We start from the raw sequence: 16,326 nt of genomic DNA, 5'->3' as shown, positions 1-16,326 counted from the left end.
CCTAGGGTTGTCGCCATGACTGCACGGACGGCCTGGGGCTTCGGCCTGGCCACGGTGACCGACGACGGCACGACGCTGGACGTCTGGTACCCCTCGCCGGCCCTCGGTGCGCCCGACGACGACGCCACCGCACCACCGTCGCTCACCGCGTCCGAGCGCGTCGACGAGGCTCGCGGCGTCCGCGTCGAGGTGGTCCGCACGGTCTCCGACCTGGACGCCCCGCTGGTGGACACCGCCGACGCCTACCTGCGCCTGCACCTGCTCTCGCACCGCCTGGTCCAGCCCCACGGGCAGAACCTCGAGGGTCTGTTCGGCGTGCTGCCCAACGTGGTGTGGACCGACCGCGGACCGTGCGCGGTCGACGGCTTCGAGGAGACCCGCGGCCGGATCCGGGCCGCCACCGGGGTGCCCCTCACCGTGCTCAGCGTCGACAAGTTCCCGCGGATGGTCGACTACGTGCTGCCGTCCGGTGTGCGGATCGCGGACGCCGACCGGGTCCGGCTCGGCGCGCACCTGGCAGCCGGCACCACCGTCATGCACGAGGGCTTCGTCAACTTCAACGCCGGCACCCTGGGCACCTCGATGATCGAGGGGCGCGTCTCCGCAGGCGTCGTCGTCGGCGACGGCTCGGACATCGGTGGCGGCGCCTCGATCATGGGCACCCTGTCCGGCGGCGGGCGCGAGGTCGTCTCCATCGGCTCGCGCACCCTGCTCGGCGCGAACGCCGGCATCGGCATCCCGCTCGGCGACGACTGCGTGGTCGAGGCCGGGCTCTACGTCACCGCCGGCACCAAGGTGTCGCTCGTCGGCTTCGAGGACTCGCCCCGCGTCGTCAAGGCCCGCGACCTGGCTGGACGCAACGGCGTGCTGTTCCGCCGCAACTCCCTGACCGGTGGCGTCGAGGCCGTCGCGCGCGCCGGGTCCGGTGTGCAGCTGAACGCCACGCTGCACGCCAACGAGTGAGCGCACGACGCCGGCGCCGCGCGCGCCGGGCCGGTCTCGCCGTCGCCGCAGCGTCGGCCGTGCTCGTCGCCGGCATCGCCGCCGTGGTCGTCACGCTCAACCGCATGCACCCGGGCCCGCCGGCGGTCGAACGGTGCGTCGCCCAGCTGGACGGCACGGCCTGGTCGCTGAGCCCTGACCAGGCCCAGAACGCCGCCCTCATCGCGGGGACCGGCGTGCAGCGCGGGCTCCCCGCCCGGGCCGTGACGATCGCGCTGGCCACCGCGCTGCAGGAGTCCAGGCTGATCAACGTCACCTACGGCGACCGCGACAGCCTCGGGCTGTTCCAGCAGCGCCCCTCGCAGGGCTGGGGCACCGCCGAGCAGGTGCAGGACCCCGTCTACGCGACCGGGCGCTTCTACGACGGCCTCGTCACCATCGACGGGTACGAGAACCTGCCGGTCACCGAAGCCGCCCAGGCCGTGCAGCGCTCCGGCTTCCCCGACGCCTACGCGCAGCACGAGACCCGCTCGCGGGCGTGGGCGTCGGCCCTCACGGGCTGGTCCCCGGCCACCCTGACCTGCGACCTGCACGACCCCGACCCGGCGGCCTCGTCGGCCGACGCCGTCGTCGCCCGCGTGCAGCGCGACCTCGGCCCGCTCCCGGTCGCCGCCGACGCCACGGGCGCCCTGGTGGTCGACACCTCGGTCTTCGGGGCCGCGCAGGACCGCGTCCGGCTCGACTGGGCGGTCGCGCAGTGGGCGGTGTCCGTCGCCCAGCCGTTGCAGCTGACGTCCGTGGCCGTCGCCGACCGCACGTGGGACCGCGCCGCCGGCACCTGGGAGCCGACGACCGGTGAGCCGCTCCCCGCGGGGGCGGTGCGGCTCACCCGCGCGAGCTAGCGGGCGTCGGGCTCCACGTAGTCGCGCGCCGTTGCCCCCGTGTAGATCTGCCGCGGGCGGCCGATCTTCGTCTGCGGGTCCGTCATCATCTCGCGCCACTGCGCGATCCAGCCGGGCATCCGGCCGAGCGCGAAGAGCGGCGTGAACATCTCCTCGGAGAAGCCCATCGCCTTGTAGATGAGGCCGGTGTAGAAGTCCACGTTCGGGTAGAGCTTGCGCGAGATGAAGTAGTCGTCGGAGAGGGCGATCTCCTCGAGCCCGCGTGCGAGGTCGAGCAGCTCGTCGTTGTGGCCGAGGGCCTCGAGGACGGAGTCGGCGCTCTTCTTCACGATGGCGGCGCGGGGGTCGTAGTTCTTGTAGACCCGGTGCCCGAACCCCATGAGGCGGACGCCCGGCTCCTTGTCCTTCACTCGCTTCATGAAGTCGGTGGCGTCGCCCCCGTTGGCCTGGATCTCCGTGAGCATCTTCAGCACGGCCTCGTTGGCCCCGCCGTGCAGCGGGCCGGACAGCGCGTTGATGCCGGCCGCGACGGACGCGTACAGGTTGGCCTGGCTGGAGCCGACGATGCGGACGGTCGACGTCGAGCAGTTCTGCTCGTGGTCGGCGTGCAGGATGAGGAGCTGGTCGAGCGCCGACACGACCACCGGGTCGGCCTCGTACTGCTGGTACGGCACCGCGAACGTCATGCGCAGGAAGTCCTCGACGTACCCGCGGGAGTAGTCGGGGTACAGCAGCGGCTCGCCCTTGGACGCGCGGTGCACGTACGACGTGATCGTCCGCGTCTTGGCCAGGATCAGCACGGTGGCCAGCTCGACCGTCTCGGGGTCGAACGGGTCCAGCGACTCCGGGTAGAACGTGGACAGCGCGTTGATCGCCGACGACATCACGGCCATCGGGTGCGCGTGGCGCGGGAACGTCCCCATGAACGTGCGGAAGTCCTCGTGCACCAGCGTGTGGCGGTTGACGCGCTCCTCGAACGCGTCGAGCTCCGTGGGCGTCGGCAGCGCGCCGTGGATCAGCAGGTACGCGACCTCGAGGAACGTGGAGTGCTCGGCCAGCTGCTCGATGGGGTACCCGCGGTAGCGCAGGATGCCCTCGTCGCCGTCGATGTAGGTGATCTTCGACTCGCACGAGGCGGTGTTCATGAAGCCCGGGTCCACCGTGACCAGGCCCGTGTCGCGCAGCAGCGAGGAGACGACGATGCCGTCGTTGCCCTCGGTCGCGGTCACGATCGGCAGGTCCTTCGACTGTCCGTCGACGATCAGCTGGACCGGCGCGGTGACGACGTCCGACATGGTGTTCCTCTCCTGCGACGTCCGTCCTGGCGGGGATGTCCCGCGCGTCCGGTCATCGGCGACGACGGCCTGATGGGCGTGCGCGTGCGCGCCCTCGTTGGCGTGGATCGACGGTACCCGCGCTGGGCCGGGCGTGACCAATCCTCGATGAGACGTTGGTGCTGGTGTGACCACGATCACACGTTCGGGCTCATGCCCCCGACAGCCGTGCGGCCGCCTCGGCGATCCGCTCGTCCGGCGCCGTCAGGGCCACCCTCACGTGGACCGGATCCCCGTAGAACGCCCCCGGCGCGACGAGGATTCCGAGCCCCGCCAGGTCCCCGACCGTGGCCCAGCTGTCCTGGTCACCGGCCTCCGGGCGGACCCAGAGGTACAGGCCGGCGTGCGAGCGGTCCACGGCATAGCCCGCGCTCTCGAACGCCGCCCGGAGCACCCGGCGCCGACGGCCGTAGACGGTCCGCTGCGCCTCGACGTGCGCGTCGTCGGCCAGCGCCGCGGTCATGGCCGCCTGCACCGGACCGGGCACGATCATGCCCGCGTGCTTGCGGATCTCGAGCAGCCGGGCCACCAGGGCGGGGTCGCCGGCGACGAACGCGGCCCGGTACCCCGCGAGGTTCGACTGCTTGGACAGCGAGTACACCGCGAGCAGGCCCGTGAGGTCTCCCCCGGTCACCCGGGGGTCGAGGATGCTCGGCACCCCGGACGACACCCACGGCTCGTCCCAGCCCAGCTCGGCGTAGCACTCGTCGGACGCGACCACGACCGGCCGGGCCGACGCCCGCGCGGCGTCGACGACCGCGCGCAGCTGGTCCACGCCGAGCACCGAGCCGTCCGGGTTGCCCGGGGAGTTCAGCCACACGAGCCGCACGTCGTCGCTCTGCGCGAGGCGCGACGCCGGGTCGTCCGTCGGTTCCGGCGTCGCCCCCGCCAGGCGGGCGCCGACGTCGTAGGTCGGGTAGGCCGCCGACGGGTGCAGGACGACGTCGCCCGCGCCGAGGCCCAGCAGCGACGGCAGGAACGCGACCAGCTCCTTGGACCCGACCGTCGGCAGCACCGCGGCCGGGTCGAGGCCGCGCACTCCGCGTCGACGCGCGAACCATTCGACGACGGCGTGCCGCAGCGCGGGGGTGCCGTGCGTCGTCGGGTAGCCCGGCGAGTCCGCCGCGTCCGCCAGCGCCTGCTGCACGACCGCCGGCGTCGGGTCGACGGGCGTGCCGACGGAGAGGTCGACGATCCCGCCGGGGAACGCGCGGGCCACCTCACCGAACGGGGTCAGGGTGTCCCAGGGGAAGTCGGGCAGGGACCCGGTCTGCAGGCCCACGGGGCGGGATCAGTCGCCGTGCACGCGCAGCGGGAGGGTCGCGATGATCGGGTGGTCCTTCTGGATCTCACCCATCTTCGCGGCGCCACCCGGCGAGCCGAGGTCGTCGAAGAACTCGACGTTCGCCTTGTAGTACTCGGTCCACTGCTCCGGGACGTCGTCCTCGTAGTAGATGGCCTCGACCGGGCACACCGGTTCGCAGGCGCCGCAGTCCACGCACTCGTCGGGGTGGATGTACAGCGACCGCTTGCCCTCGTAGATGCAGTCCACGGGACATTCCTCGATGCACGCCTTGTCCTTGACGTCCACGCAGGGCTCGGCGATCACATACGTCACGGTCGGTCCTCCACAGGCCAGGGGTCCTCTTAGTATCGCTCACATGCACATGCCCGCGACGCGCTGTCCACGGCTGGGACACGGGCCCCTCTCGTGAGCACCGCGGAATGGCGCACCTGGTCACCCGGGGTCCGCGTCGTCGTCCGTCGGCTCCGCGACGACCTGCCGGCGCCAGGCTCCGAGCAGCCCGGCGAGCAGGTCCCCCAGCACACGGACGTGCTCGGGGACCTGCTCGCGGTCGACGACGACGGCGTCCTGGTGCGCACCCGACGCGGTGACGTGCGGGTCCCCGCAGCCGACATCGTGCTCACCAAGCTCGTCCCGCCGGCCCCCGTCCGGCGGCGACCGGCCGACGCCTGACTACGGCGTCGCGGGGGGTGTCGCGGTGGGCGGGGGGCCACAGATGATCTTGTTCTGCGGCTTGTAGCGCCACGAGTTGGACTCGGTCTTCTCGAGCGCGCCGTTCAGGTACGTCCGGCGCGTGACGGTCACCGAGAATCCCGGGTTGCCCGCGCCCTGCGCCTCGCACGTCGGCGACTGCGAGTACACGGTCGTGGGGGCGACGACGCCCGAGCGAGGGCTCGTGGTCGACTCGACCGTCCAGTACTTGGTGCCCCACACGCGGACGTAGACGCGCCCGCCCGAGACCCACGCCTGCACCAGCGCGCCGTGCGGGGTGTTGTTCTTCCAGCGCATGTCGAGCGTGCCCGTGAAGATCGTCGCCTCGCGGCCCTCGGGGTAGCGCGCGAACCACTCGCTGTGCGGGCGGTGCTCGATGTCCTCGAACCCGGCCAGGAAGCCGGCGTTGTAGGTGGTCGTGGACACCTGGCTCAGGCCGCCGCCCCAGGCGTCGGTGTGCTCGCCGCTGACGATCGCGCCGGCCTCGACGTAGCCGTGCGCCGCGTCGATCGGCCCGAGCGCCTCCGTGAGGCTGAACGTCTCGCCGGGGCGGATCAGGGTGCCGCTGATCTTGCTCGCGCCGTTGGTGATGTTGATCGTGCGCCGCGGCTCGCTGTTCAGCGGCGTGGAGAACTCCGAGACGATCTCCTTGACACCCAGCGCCTCGAGCTCTGCCGTCGACTGGGACGGGTCGGCCTGGACCAGCTCCACGGGTGCCGTGCGGTCGCTCCCCGTGGCGGCGGTCCCCACCGTCGCAGCCAGGGCCGCAGGATCCAGGGACGTGCCGGGCGTGCCCGGGATGATCACCGGGGCGTCGTTCACGAACTCGAAGTGGGCATCGGCGGACTGGGTCAGCAGGTCGGGCAGCTGCGCCAGGACCACCGCGGCGAGGCCCTCGCCATTCATCTGCAGCGCCAGGTTCCCGTCCGTCGGCACGAACGAGGAGTTCGCGGCGAGGGTGGCCGCATCGAGCAACGCGGTCCGCCCCTCGACCGCCACGGACACCGGTGCCGAGGTGACCTTCTGGGCCGTCGCGAGGGTGGCGTCCGTCTCCGCCTGCGTGATGTCCGGCTCGACCGTCGCGGTCGGCAGCTCGATCGGCCGCGGCGCCACCAACCAGTCGGACGCCAGCGCGTCGGCCGCCCCCGGCTGGTCCAGGTCCCAGCCGTCCACCGCGTCCGTGGACTGCGCGGTGGCGTCGACGAACACGACGGTCCCGTCCACCGGCGCGAGGGCCAGCGACGTCCCGAGGTCGCCGATCGCTGCGGCCAGCGCGTCGTCGTCCACCGACGTGACGGGATCCTGCGCGCCCACCCCGACGAGGTGCGACCACAGCCGCTGCGGCTCGGCGAGGTCCACCCCGGTCAGCGTGTCGACCGTGGCCGCGGCGTCGAAGGTCAGCCCGGCGGCCGCCGGGTCGATGGTCGCCTGGACGTCGTTGGCGACGACCTCGATCGGCTGGGTCGTCGCGTCAGCGAGCTCCTCGTCCAGCCGGGCGACCGCGTCCTCGGACGGCAGCCCGCCGATGTCCACGCCCGCCACCGACGCGCCGCGCGGCACCCGGTCCGCGAACGCGTACGACGCCCCGACGTACACGGCGCCGAGCACGAGGACGATGCCCAGGACGATCAGGAGCCGTCGCGGCCAGCGCCGCTTGCCGTCCTCGGCCTCGAACACGTCGAGCGGGGACTCCTTGCGGTCCGACGGCGACTGCGGCACGGGGCCGGACGGGATGGGCGCGCGCGACGGGGCCGCATCGGTGGCAGCCGACCGCGCCGCGGTGCTCGGCGGCACCGGGCCCGACGGGATCGGTGCGGTCGGCGCCGGCGCGGGCACGGGCGTCGCCGGCGCGGGCACGGCCGCTGCGGGCGTGGCGGGTGCTGCGGCAGTCGTTGCGGCTGTGGTTGCCGCAGCGGCGGCGGCCGCGGCGGACGCGGCGACGACGGCCGGGGCCGATCCCGGCTTGACCGGGACCGTGCGGGTCACCGGTGCCGCGAGCGTGCCGATCGGGGCGGGCGGCGCAGCCGGCGGGGAGGCCGGGGCGGGGGCGGCCGACGGCGTCCCCGCGCTCGCAGCGGCTGCCGCGACGACCGGGGCGATGACCGCAGTCGCATCGTCGCGCCCGGAAGCCGGAGACTCGGGCGCGCTCGGAGCCGACGCGGTCGGGGTGGTCGCTCCCGCAGGGGTCGTGCCGGCATCCGTCGGTTCCGCGGACGGCTCGGCCGGGGTGACCGACTCCGACACCGCAGCGTCGTCGGGCGCGTTCTCGTCGTCGGGCGCGTTCTCGTCGTCGTCCGCCTCGACCGGCGCACCCTCGTCGGCGACCGCCTCGTCAGGCACAACGGCGGTGGGGTCAGCCTCGCTGGGCGCGACGTCGACCCCGTCCGCCTCGTCCAGGGCGACCTCGTCGGCGTCCGTCTCGTCGAGCGCGACCTCGTCGACGTCCGTCTCGTCGAGCGCGACCTCGTCGACGCCCACCTCATCCGGCGCAACCGTGATGTCGTCAGCCTCGATGGGCGCGACGTCGACCCCGTCCGCCTCGTCCAGGGCGACCTCGTCGGCGTCCGTCTCGTCGAGCGCGACCTCGTCGGCGTCCGTCTTGTCGAGCGCAACCTCGTCGCCGGGGGCCTCGTCCGCCTCGAGATCGTCGAGCTCGGCGACCTCCGGGTCCGGCTCGGCCGGGTCTTCCGCAGCGACCGGCGTCGCTCCCTCGGAGGACTCCCCGGGCTCGTCTGCGTCCACGCCGTCGCGCTCGTCGACGACCACGGAGTCGTCCGAGTCCTGCGTCGTCTGCTCGTCGGCGCCGACCGTCCCGGCGGCATCGTCAGCGACCGCGTCCTCGGCGACCGGGTCCTCCGCGGCGGACTCGTCGCTCGCGGGCACCTCGGCACCGAGCGCGTCCGACTCGGGGTCGGGGTCGGGGTCGGGGCTCGACTGCTCGTCGCCATCGGCACTTTCGACCGCCGCGACCGGCTCCTCAGCCGTCGCCTCGTCGCCCGCGACGCCGTCGGTTGCCGGCTCGGCGCCCGTCGCCTCGTCACCGGCAGGCTCGTCGCCCGCGGCCTCGTCAGGAGCATCGTCCGCTGCAGGCTCGTCGGCGGCGGTCTCGTCGGCAGGGCTCTCGGCCGCTGCAGTCACGGCACCCGCGCCGCCCCACACCGGCCAGACCGGGTCGGACGTCGGACGGGTCGCGCCGGCCACGGCAGGCGTCTGCTGCTCGTCGTCGCTGCGCTGCCCGGGCTCGTCGCGGTCGGTGCCGTTGCTCATCCTGCTCCCCTGCTGCTCCACACGCGCACAACGCGTCCGCGCGAGTCTACGTGCCCAGCCTGAGCCGCAGGCCCGCGCCACCACCTGCGACGGACCATCTCACCCGGACGCGCGTCGGGCCGTGCCGCGGACCCGTCAGCGGACCGGGCGGAGGCGTCCGCGCACGTGCACGAGCCCGCCCGCCTCCGCCGACCCCTGCTCCGCGGCGAGTACCGACCCGACCACCACGTCGTGGTCGCCCGCGCGGTGCACCGCCGCCGTCCGGCAGTCGAACCACGCCGCGGCGCCGTCGACCCACACCGCGTCGGAGACCGGGGCCGGCCGGTGCGGGACGCGGGCCAGCTGGTCGATCGCGGGGCGGCCCGGGGAGGCGAGCCAGTCGGCGGTGTGCGCCTGGTCGTCGGCCAGGACGCTCACCGACCAGGTGTCCACGTCGTCGAGCGCGTCCCGGAACCGGGCGTCGGTGTGCACGCAGAACAGGAGCATGGGCGGCTCGAGGGACACCGACGTGATCGCGCTGGCCGTCATCGCGTGCAGGGTGCCGCGCCACCTCAGGGTGATGACGGCGACCCCGGCGGGAAGTCGTCCGACCGCCGCGCGGAACGCGTCAGGGGTGACGGCCTCGCTCACGGCGCCGCGTCCGCCGCGTCGGTGTCCGTCGCGGCGGGGTGCGGCCTCGGTGCGCGCGGTCGGTCGTCGAACAGCCCGCTCGGCAGGACGCCTGCCAGGATCGTGACCGCGATGGACCCCAGCACCCACACCCAGCCGATCACCTGACCGTCAGGCACGAGGACGTCTCCCCCGGGACCTTGCTGGGAGAGCACCTGGACGGAGACGACGAGGCCGAGCGCGTAGCCGGCGAGCGCCCCGAAGCCCGCCCAGGCCCGAGCGGTCACGGCACCGGCGAACGCCAGTGCCAGGCAGAGGATGACGCCCCAGGGCTCGATGCTGCGATGCATCACGGTGCCGAGTGCACCGACGACGACGCCGAGCACCAGCGCCAGGGCGGCCGTGCCGAGGGCACCGGAGGAGAGGCGTTGCACGCGCGTCAGGCTACCGGGCGGACGCCGTCGGGCCAGGCGACGTCACCCGAGCCGCCCGTCCCTCGCCGGTACGTCTCGGTCGGCAGCACCGGCGCGAGGATGCGGTTGCTCAGCGCGTAGCAGCCGACGAGGGCGCTGTCGTCGTCGATGGCGCGCACCGCCTGCACCTGCGTGCGGTGGGCGCGCAGGGCATCGAGGACGCGGGTGCGCACGGGCAGCACGTCGACCTCGAGCTCGATCTCGTCGTCCGGCACCGCGACGGACGGCAGCTCCGCCGTCGGGTCCGGCAGCTCCAGGTCGTCGCGCAACCCGCCGAGGGCGGCGAGGACCGCGTCGCCACCGAGGGCGCGCATGCCGCGCTGCAGGGCGAGGCGCCCCTGCACCGACCAGAGGACCACCGGCACGTCGAACGCCGGGGACGCGTCGTCCGCACGCGACCGCGCGAAGTCGACGGCCCACTGGGTCACCTCGTGGGTGCGGACGTGGTCGGGGTGCCCGTAGCCGCCGTCGGGCTCGTACGTGACGACGACCTCGGGCCGGCGGGAGCGGAGCACGCGGGCGAGGCGCTCGGCGGCCTCCTCGAGGCCCACGCCGACGAACGCGCCCGGCGGGATCTCGTCGGGACGCCCGGCCCGCCCGGTCCCGACCCACTCCATGCCGGAGTCCTCGAAGCGCTGGTCGACGGACCCACGGATCGTGTCGAGGTAGCCGCGATCGCGGACGCCGAGCGCGGCCAGCGCACGGCCCAGCTCGCGGTCGCGGTGCGCGGCGAGAGCCGGCCCGTCTCCCTCGAGATGGGCCAGGCGCTCACCGATGACCTCGCCGCGCTCACCGCGCGTGCAGGTCACCACGGTGACGGGACGACCGGACGCTGCCCACGTGGCCAGCAGCGCGCCGGTCGTCAGCGACTCGTCGTCCGGGTGCGCGTGCACCGCGACGAGACCGCCGGATGTTGCCGTCATCCAGGGATCAGGAGCGCTTGGAGCGGGCCGTGATGCGCGCGCGCTCGGTCTGGTCCAGGACCACCTTGCGGATGCGCACCGTCGTCGGCGTCACCTCGACGCACTCGTCCTCGCGGGCGAACTCCAGGGACTCCTCCAGCGTGAGCTTGCGCGGCGGGACGAGGTTCTCGAAGTTGTCCGCCGTGGCGGAGCGCATGTTGGTGAGCTTCTTCTCCTTGGTGATGTTGACGTCCATGTCCTCGTTGCGCGAGTTCTCGCCGACGATCTGGCCCTCGTAGACCTCCTGCGTGGGCTCGACGAAGAACGAGCCGCGCTCCTGCAGGTTGATCATGGCGAACGGCGTCACCGCGCCGGCGCGGTCCGCGACGAGCGACCCGTTGATGCGGGTGTCGATCGGGCCGGCCCAGGGCTCGTAGCCCTCGGCGATGGACGACGCGATGCCGGTGCCGCGCGTGTCGGTGAGGAACCGCGTGCGGAAGCCGATGAGGCCACGGGCGGGGACCAGGAACTCCATGCGGACCCAGCCGGTGCCGTGGTTGGACATGGTCTCCATGCGGCCCTTGCGCTGCGCGAGCAGCTGAGTCACCGCGCCGAGGTACTCCTCGGGGACGTCGATGGTCATGCGCTCGACCGGCTCGTGCACGTGGCCGTCGACCTTCTTGGTGACCACCTGCGGCTTGCCGACGGTCAGCTCGAAGCCCTCGCGGCGCATCTGCTCGACCAGGATGGCCAGCGCCAGCTCGCCGCGGCCCTGGACCTCCCAGGCGTCGGGACGCTCGGTGGGCAGCACGCGGAGCGAGACGTTGCCGACGAGCTCCTTGTCGAGGCGGTCCTTGACCTGGCGGGCGGTGACCTTGTGGCCCTTGCCGCCGCGACCGGCCAGCGGCGAGGTGTTGATGCCGATGGTCATGGAGATCGCCGGGTCGTCGACCGTGATGAGCGGCAGCGGACGCGGGTCGTCGGGGTCGGTCAGCGTCTCGCCGATGGTGATGTTCTCGATGCCGGCGACGGCGACGATGTCCCCGGGTCCCGCGGACTCCGTGCTGACGCGCTCGAGCGCCTTGGTCTCCAGCAGCTCGGTGATCTTGACGTTCGCCAGCGTGCCGTCGGCCTTGGCCCACGCGACGGTCTGACCCTTGCGGATCGTGCCGTTGAAGACCCGGAGCAGGGCGAGGCGGCCGAGGAACGGGGACGCGTCGAGGTTGGTGACGTGCGCCTGCAGCGGGGCGCCCTCGGTGTAGGTGGGCGCAGGGATGCGCTCGAGGATCGTCTTGAACAGCGGCTCGAGGTTCTCCGAGTCCGGCAGGCCGCCGTCGGCGGGCTGGTTCAGCGACGCGCGGCCGGCCTTGGCGGCGGCGAACACGACGGGCACGTCGAGGATCGCGTCGAGGTCCAGGTCCGGGACGTCCTCGTGCAGGTCGGACGCCAGGCCGAGCAGCAGGTCGGTCGCCTCGTGCACGACGTCGGTGATCCGCGCATCGGGGCGGTCGGTCTTGTTCACGACGAGGATCACGGGCAGCTTGGCGACGAGCGCCTTGCGCAGCACGAAGCGCGTCTGGGGCAGCGGACCCTCGGACGCGTCGACCAGCAGGACGACGCCGTCGACCATGGACAGGCCGCGCTCGACCTCGCCGCCGAAGTCAGCGTGGCCGGGGGTGTCGATGACGTTGATGGTGATGCCGCCGGGCTCGCCGATCTCCGCGGCCGCGGGACCCGTGTACCGGATCGCCGTGTTCTTGGCGAGGATCGTGATGCCCTTCTCGCGCTCCAGGTCACCCGAGTCCATCGCGCGCTCGTCCACGTGCGCGTGGGAGCCGAAGGAGCCGGACTGCCACAGCATGGCGTCGACCAGCGTCGTCTTGCCGTGGTCGACGTGGGCGACGATGGCGACGTTGCGCAGGTCGGCACGCACGCTCGTTCCGGCAGACGACGTGTGCGCTGCCGGCGCAGTCGTGGGCTCAGACATGGGGGAACTCATCTCAGAAGGTGGGGAGCGCGCCGAGTCGTCGGCCGCGCCGATCGATTCTACCCGCCCACCCGTCCGCGTGCGTCAGAAGGTGACCGGACCCACGTCAGGCGCCCGTGCGCGCCCAGGACCACCAGTCCGTGAGGTCCGCACGGCCGAGCGCCAACGGCTGCACGTCGGGTGCGGCGGGCGTGCTGCCCGCGGTCGCTGCCGCGGACCCCCGGGTGGCGACGACGATCGGCTGCCGGACCAGCGAGAGCGCCGCCCCACCGGCGTCCAGGCTCTGCGCGGCGGAGGCGAGCTGGTCCTCGACGGCCGCGGGGTCGAGGGCCTGCGCGAGGGTGGTGATCGCGGCGTCCGTCGCGGCGTCGGTCCAGCCGGTGACGTTCGTCGCGCCGCCCGTCCGCCACCGTGCGACCACCGAGTCGACCGGCAGGTCGGCCTGGGGCACCGGCACCAGGGCGGCGTCCCACGCGGAGGCCGCGTTCGCGAGGTCCGGGCCGAGTCCCTCGACCGGGGTGTACGGCTCGACCTCGAACCCGACGTCCGACGCCGAGGCGGTGATCAGCGCGAGGATCTTGGCGCGGAGCGGGTCCGTGGTGTTGGCCAGCAGGCGCACCGTCACGGGCGCGGTCACCCCGGCCTCCGCGAGCAGCCGGCGCGCCCCCGCGATGTCCGCCGGCCCGCTCGGCGCGACGTCACCCCCGGCGTCCGGACCCACCGACGGCAGCACCGCCCCGGCCACGACCGCCTCCGGCCACAGCGGGGCGACGACGGTCGCGACGAGCGCGTCCCGCGGCACGGTGAGCAGGAACGCCCGGCGCACGGCCGACGCGACGGCGGCGTCCCCTCCGTACGACGCGGGATCGAACGCCCCTCCACCGGCGGACTGGAGCTGGAGCTGGAGCGTGCTGTCGCCACCCGTGCGCACCTGCGCACCGGCCACCCCCGCCAGCGCCTCGAGGACGTCGGTCGTGTCCGCCGGCGTCACCACGTCGACCGACCCGGCCGCCAGGGCCTCGACCTCGTCGAGCGGGTCCAGGTCGCTACGGACCACGACGCGCTCGTACCGTGCCGCACCGTCGCCCTGGTACTCGTCGTTGCGGACCAGCTCGACGCGCTCCCCCGGCACGATCAGGTCGACCGCGTACGGCCCCGTCGAGACCGCCTGGTCGACGTGCTGCGCGAGCGCGTCGGCGTCGAAGTCCGCGCGCCACGTCTTCGAGATCGAGCTCAGCGCGTCCTTGTCCTCCGCGGCGATGGCCGCGGACACCGCCGCGGCCGCCTCGGCCGGGTCCTCCACCCCGAGCGCCACCTGCCCGACCACGTGGGCCGGGAGGTTCACGTCGAGCGCCACCTGCCAGTCCGCCACGGGCGTGGCGTAGGTGAGGGTGAGCGTCGCGCCCTCCACGGCGGGCAGCTGCTGCGCCTGCACGAGCGCGGGCGACGCGGCCGCGAACGCCACGCCGGCGTCGAGCGCGTCGTTGTTGATGACCCCGCCCTGGGCGTCGAGCTCGGGCGTCACGTCGTCGAGCTGGCCGCTGCGCGCCGCCCACTCCAGGAGCAGGTCCGCGGTGGTCACGGCGGTGCCGTCGGACCAGGTCGCCGCCGGGTCGATCGTGTACCTCACGGTCAGGGGTGCGTCACTGATCTTCTCGACGGTGCCGAAGCCCGCGTCGGGGACCGCCGAGCCGTCCTCGTCGAGCGAGACGAACCCGGCCTGCACGAGCGAGCGCACCAGGGTGCTGCCCGGCCCTCGACCCTCCGCCGTGCCGCCGTTCAGGGAGGTGAACGGTGCCGCGACGGCGACCACCACGGTGTCCGTGCGCGTCGGCTCCGGCGTCTCCGAGGTGCACGCCGCCACCATCACCAGCGCGACCACGGCCCCCGACCCAGCCAGCCACCTACGCCGCACCACGACCTCCGCTCCGGACGAAACCACCCATGCGAGCGATATCGGACGATCACACCCGCAACTGAACTCTCCCGGACATCTCGTCCACCTCGCGGACGCCACGCGGGCCCGGTCGGAGCAATCCGACCGGGCCCGCGAGGTCCGTCACTGCGCCGGTGTCAGGAGCGGTCGAGCAGGAGCGCCCGCAGCTCGCGGCGCTCGCGCTGCTTCTCCGGGTCCGGCAGGGGGACCGCGGCGATGAGCCGCTGCGTGTAGGACTCCTGCGGGTTGCGCAGGATCGCGTCGCGCGTGCCCTGCTCCACGATCACGCCGCGCCGCATGACCGCGATGCGGTCGGCCAGCACGTCGACCACCGCCAGGTCGTGCGTGACGAACAGGCACGCGAACTTCAGCCGCGACTGCAGGTCCTGCAGCAGCTCCAGCACCGTGGCCTGCACCGACACGTCCAGCGCGGACGTCGGCTCGTCGGCCACCAGCAGCTCCGGCGACAGCGAGATGGCGCGGGCGATGCCGACGCGCTGCTTCTGCCCGCCCGACAGCTCGTGCGGGTAGCGGTTGCGGTAGCTGCGCGGCAGCTGCACCTGGTCGAGCAGCTCCTCGATCCGCTTCTGCAGGGCGTCGCCCTTGGCCACGCCCGCCAGGTACATCGGCTCGCCGATGCTCTCGCCGACCGGGAGCCGCGGGTTCAGCGACGACGACGGGTCCTGGAAGACCATGCCGACCTTGCGCCGCAGCGAGCGCAGCTTCTTCGGGTCCCGCTTGGTCAGCTCGACGCCGGCCACGGTGAGCGTGCCCTCGACGACGGGCAGCAGGCCGACGGCCGCGCGCCCGATGGTGGTCTTGCCCGACCCGGACTCGCCGACGAGTCCGACGACCTCGCCCGGGCGGATGATCAGGTTGGCGCCCTCGACCGCGCGGAAGGCCGGGATGCGGCCCTGCTTCGGGTACTCGATGGCCACGTCGACCAGCTCGAGGATCGGGGCGGTGCCCTCGACCTCGGCCGCCCGCCGCGCCCGCTCGGAGACCTCCAGCGCCTTGCGGTTCGCCGCCTCCCGGCGCGCGAGCTCCTCGGCGTCCACCGCGATGGCGTCCTCGTTGCCGGTCGCCGCCGCGAGGGCCGCCGTCAGGTCGATCTCCTCGCCCGTCGAGTCCGCCGCACCGAGGTGCGGGACGGCCGCGAGCAGCTCCTGCGTGTACGGGTGCTGCGGGTTGGTGAAGATCTCCCGCGCGGTGCCCGTCTCGACGATCAGGCCGCGACGCATGACCGCGATGCGGTCGGACAGGTCCGCGACCACGCCCATGTCGTGCGTGATGAGGATGACCGCCGAGTGCAGGTGGTCGCGCAGGTTGCGCATGAGGTCGAGGATCTCGGCCTGCACCGTCACGTCGAGCGCGGTGGTCGGCTCGTCGGCGATGAGCAGCACCGGGTCGTTGGACAGCGACTGCGCGATCATCGCGCGCTGCCGCTGGCCGCCGGAGAGCTGGTGCGGGTAGGAGTTGAACGCCTTGACCGGGTCCGGCAGCTCGACCATGGTCAGCAGCTCGAGCGCCCGGTCCCGGGCCTCCGTCGGCGACATCATGTTGTGCAGCCGCAGGGCCTCGATGATCTGCGCACCGATCGTGTAGACCGGGTTCAGCGCCGTCATGGGCTCCTGGAAGATCATGGCGATGTCGTTGCCGCGGATCTCCCGCACCTTCGACGACGACATGTCGCTCATCTCCTGGCCCATCAGCTTGATGCTGCCCGTGATGCGCGCGTTCTTGGGCAGCAGGCCGAGGAGGGCCATGGAGCTGACGGACTTGCCCGAGCCCGACTCGCCCACGATGGCGAGGACCTCGCCGGCGTGGACCTCGTAGCTGACGTCGATCGCCGCCGGGATCCACTTCTTGTCCACGGCGAAGTCGACGGACAGGTCCTTGACCTGGAGGACGGGTGCGCCCTGGTCGGTCGTATCGGTCATCGTGTGACTCCTGAGAT

The 16,326-nt window shown here is 73.3% G+C and carries 13 protein-coding genes; 3 read left to right on the top strand and 10 right to left on the bottom strand.

Annotated elements, in window-relative coordinates:
• The first annotated feature begins 15 nt into the window (after positions 1-15).
• Both dapD and ASD18_RS18895 read left to right on the top strand, forming a co-directional pair.
• Positions 16-963, top strand: coding sequence for a 2,3,4,5-tetrahydropyridine-2,6-dicarboxylate N-succinyltransferase (gene dapD / locus ASD18_RS18900; protein WP_056096016.1), 948 nt, complete (start codon positions 16-18; stop codon positions 961-963).
• A complete protein-coding gene (locus ASD18_RS18895) occupies positions 960-1,844 on the top strand; it encodes a hypothetical protein (RefSeq protein ID WP_056096013.1) in 885 nt (294 codons plus the stop codon). The genes dapD and ASD18_RS18895 overlap by 4 nt, the downstream gene beginning before the upstream one ends.
• Here the strand turns inward: ASD18_RS18895 and ASD18_RS18890 are convergent.
• From ASD18_RS18890 to fdxA, 3 genes are all read right to left on the bottom strand, one after another.
• Positions 1,841-3,139 carry a citrate synthase gene (locus tag ASD18_RS18890; RefSeq protein WP_056096007.1) on the bottom strand — a complete coding sequence of 433 codons (1,299 nt, stop codon included), beginning with the start codon at positions 3,137-3,139 and terminating at the stop codon, positions 1,841-1,843. The two genes, ASD18_RS18895 and ASD18_RS18890, sit on opposite strands and share 4 nt — an antisense overlap.
• Before the next feature lie 190 nt (positions 3,140-3,329).
• A complete protein-coding gene (gene dapC, locus ASD18_RS18885) occupies positions 3,330-4,460 on the bottom strand; it encodes a succinyldiaminopimelate transaminase (RefSeq protein ID WP_056096004.1) in 1,131 nt (376 codons plus the stop codon).
• A 9-nt stretch (positions 4,461-4,469) separates the two neighbouring features.
• Entirely contained in the window at positions 4,470-4,796 is a 327-nt protein-coding gene (gene fdxA / locus ASD18_RS18880; RefSeq protein WP_056096001.1) for a ferredoxin, read from the bottom strand.
• 93 nt (positions 4,797-4,889) lie between these two features.
• On the opposite strand from fdxA, the gene ASD18_RS18875 reads away from it, so the two are divergent.
• Positions 4,890-5,156 carry a hypothetical protein gene (locus ASD18_RS18875; RefSeq protein ID WP_056095998.1) on the top strand — a complete coding sequence of 89 codons (267 nt, stop codon included), beginning with the start codon at positions 4,890-4,892 and terminating at the stop codon, positions 5,154-5,156.
• On the opposite strand, the gene ASD18_RS18870 is transcribed toward ASD18_RS18875, so the two are convergent.
• From ASD18_RS18870 to ASD18_RS18840, 7 genes are all read right to left on the bottom strand, one after another.
• Positions 5,157-8,462 carry a VanW family protein gene (locus ASD18_RS18870; RefSeq protein WP_056095995.1) on the bottom strand — a complete coding sequence of 1,102 codons (3,306 nt, stop codon included), beginning with the start codon at positions 8,460-8,462 and terminating at the stop codon, positions 5,157-5,159. It lies immediately after the preceding gene.
• Positions 8,463-8,597: 135 nt separating this feature from the next.
• Positions 8,598-9,092, bottom strand: coding sequence for a flavin reductase family protein (locus ASD18_RS18865; RefSeq protein WP_056095992.1), 495 nt, complete (start codon positions 9,090-9,092; stop codon positions 8,598-8,600).
• Entirely contained in the window at positions 9,089-9,505 is a 417-nt protein-coding gene (locus ASD18_RS18860) for a hypothetical protein (protein ID WP_056095989.1), read from the bottom strand. Before ASD18_RS18860 ends, ASD18_RS18865 begins: the two co-directional genes overlap by 4 nt.
• 5 nt (positions 9,506-9,510) lie before the next feature.
• Positions 9,511-10,467: a PIG-L family deacetylase gene (locus ASD18_RS18855; RefSeq protein ID WP_056095986.1), complete on the bottom strand. Its 957-nt coding sequence runs from the start codon at positions 10,465-10,467 to the stop codon at positions 9,511-9,513.
• Positions 10,468-10,474: 7 nt separating this feature from the next.
• A complete protein-coding gene (gene typA, locus ASD18_RS18850) occupies positions 10,475-12,433 on the bottom strand; it encodes a translational GTPase TypA (protein ID WP_056095981.1) in 1,959 nt (652 codons plus the stop codon).
• A gap of 106 nt (positions 12,434-12,539) precedes the next feature.
• Complete coding sequence (locus ASD18_RS18845) at positions 12,540-14,351, bottom strand: ABC transporter substrate-binding protein (RefSeq protein WP_156388097.1); 1,812 nt, start codon at positions 14,349-14,351, stop codon at positions 12,540-12,542.
• A 155-nt stretch (positions 14,352-14,506) separates the two neighbouring features.
• The gene (locus tag ASD18_RS18840) at positions 14,507-16,309 is read right to left on the bottom strand and encodes an ABC transporter ATP-binding protein (protein ID WP_056095975.1); all 1,803 of its coding nucleotides are present in this window, start codon (positions 16,307-16,309) and stop codon (positions 14,507-14,509) included.
• Between the last annotated feature and the right edge of the window lie 17 nt (positions 16,310-16,326).

This window comes from Cellulomonas sp. Root137, assembly GCF_001426725.1.
Lineage (GTDB): Bacteria > Actinomycetota > Actinomycetes > Actinomycetales > Cellulomonadaceae > Cellulomonas.
The sequence above is the reverse complement of the archived record's forward strand: the minus strand, read 5'-3'. Positions and strand labels throughout refer to the sequence as shown.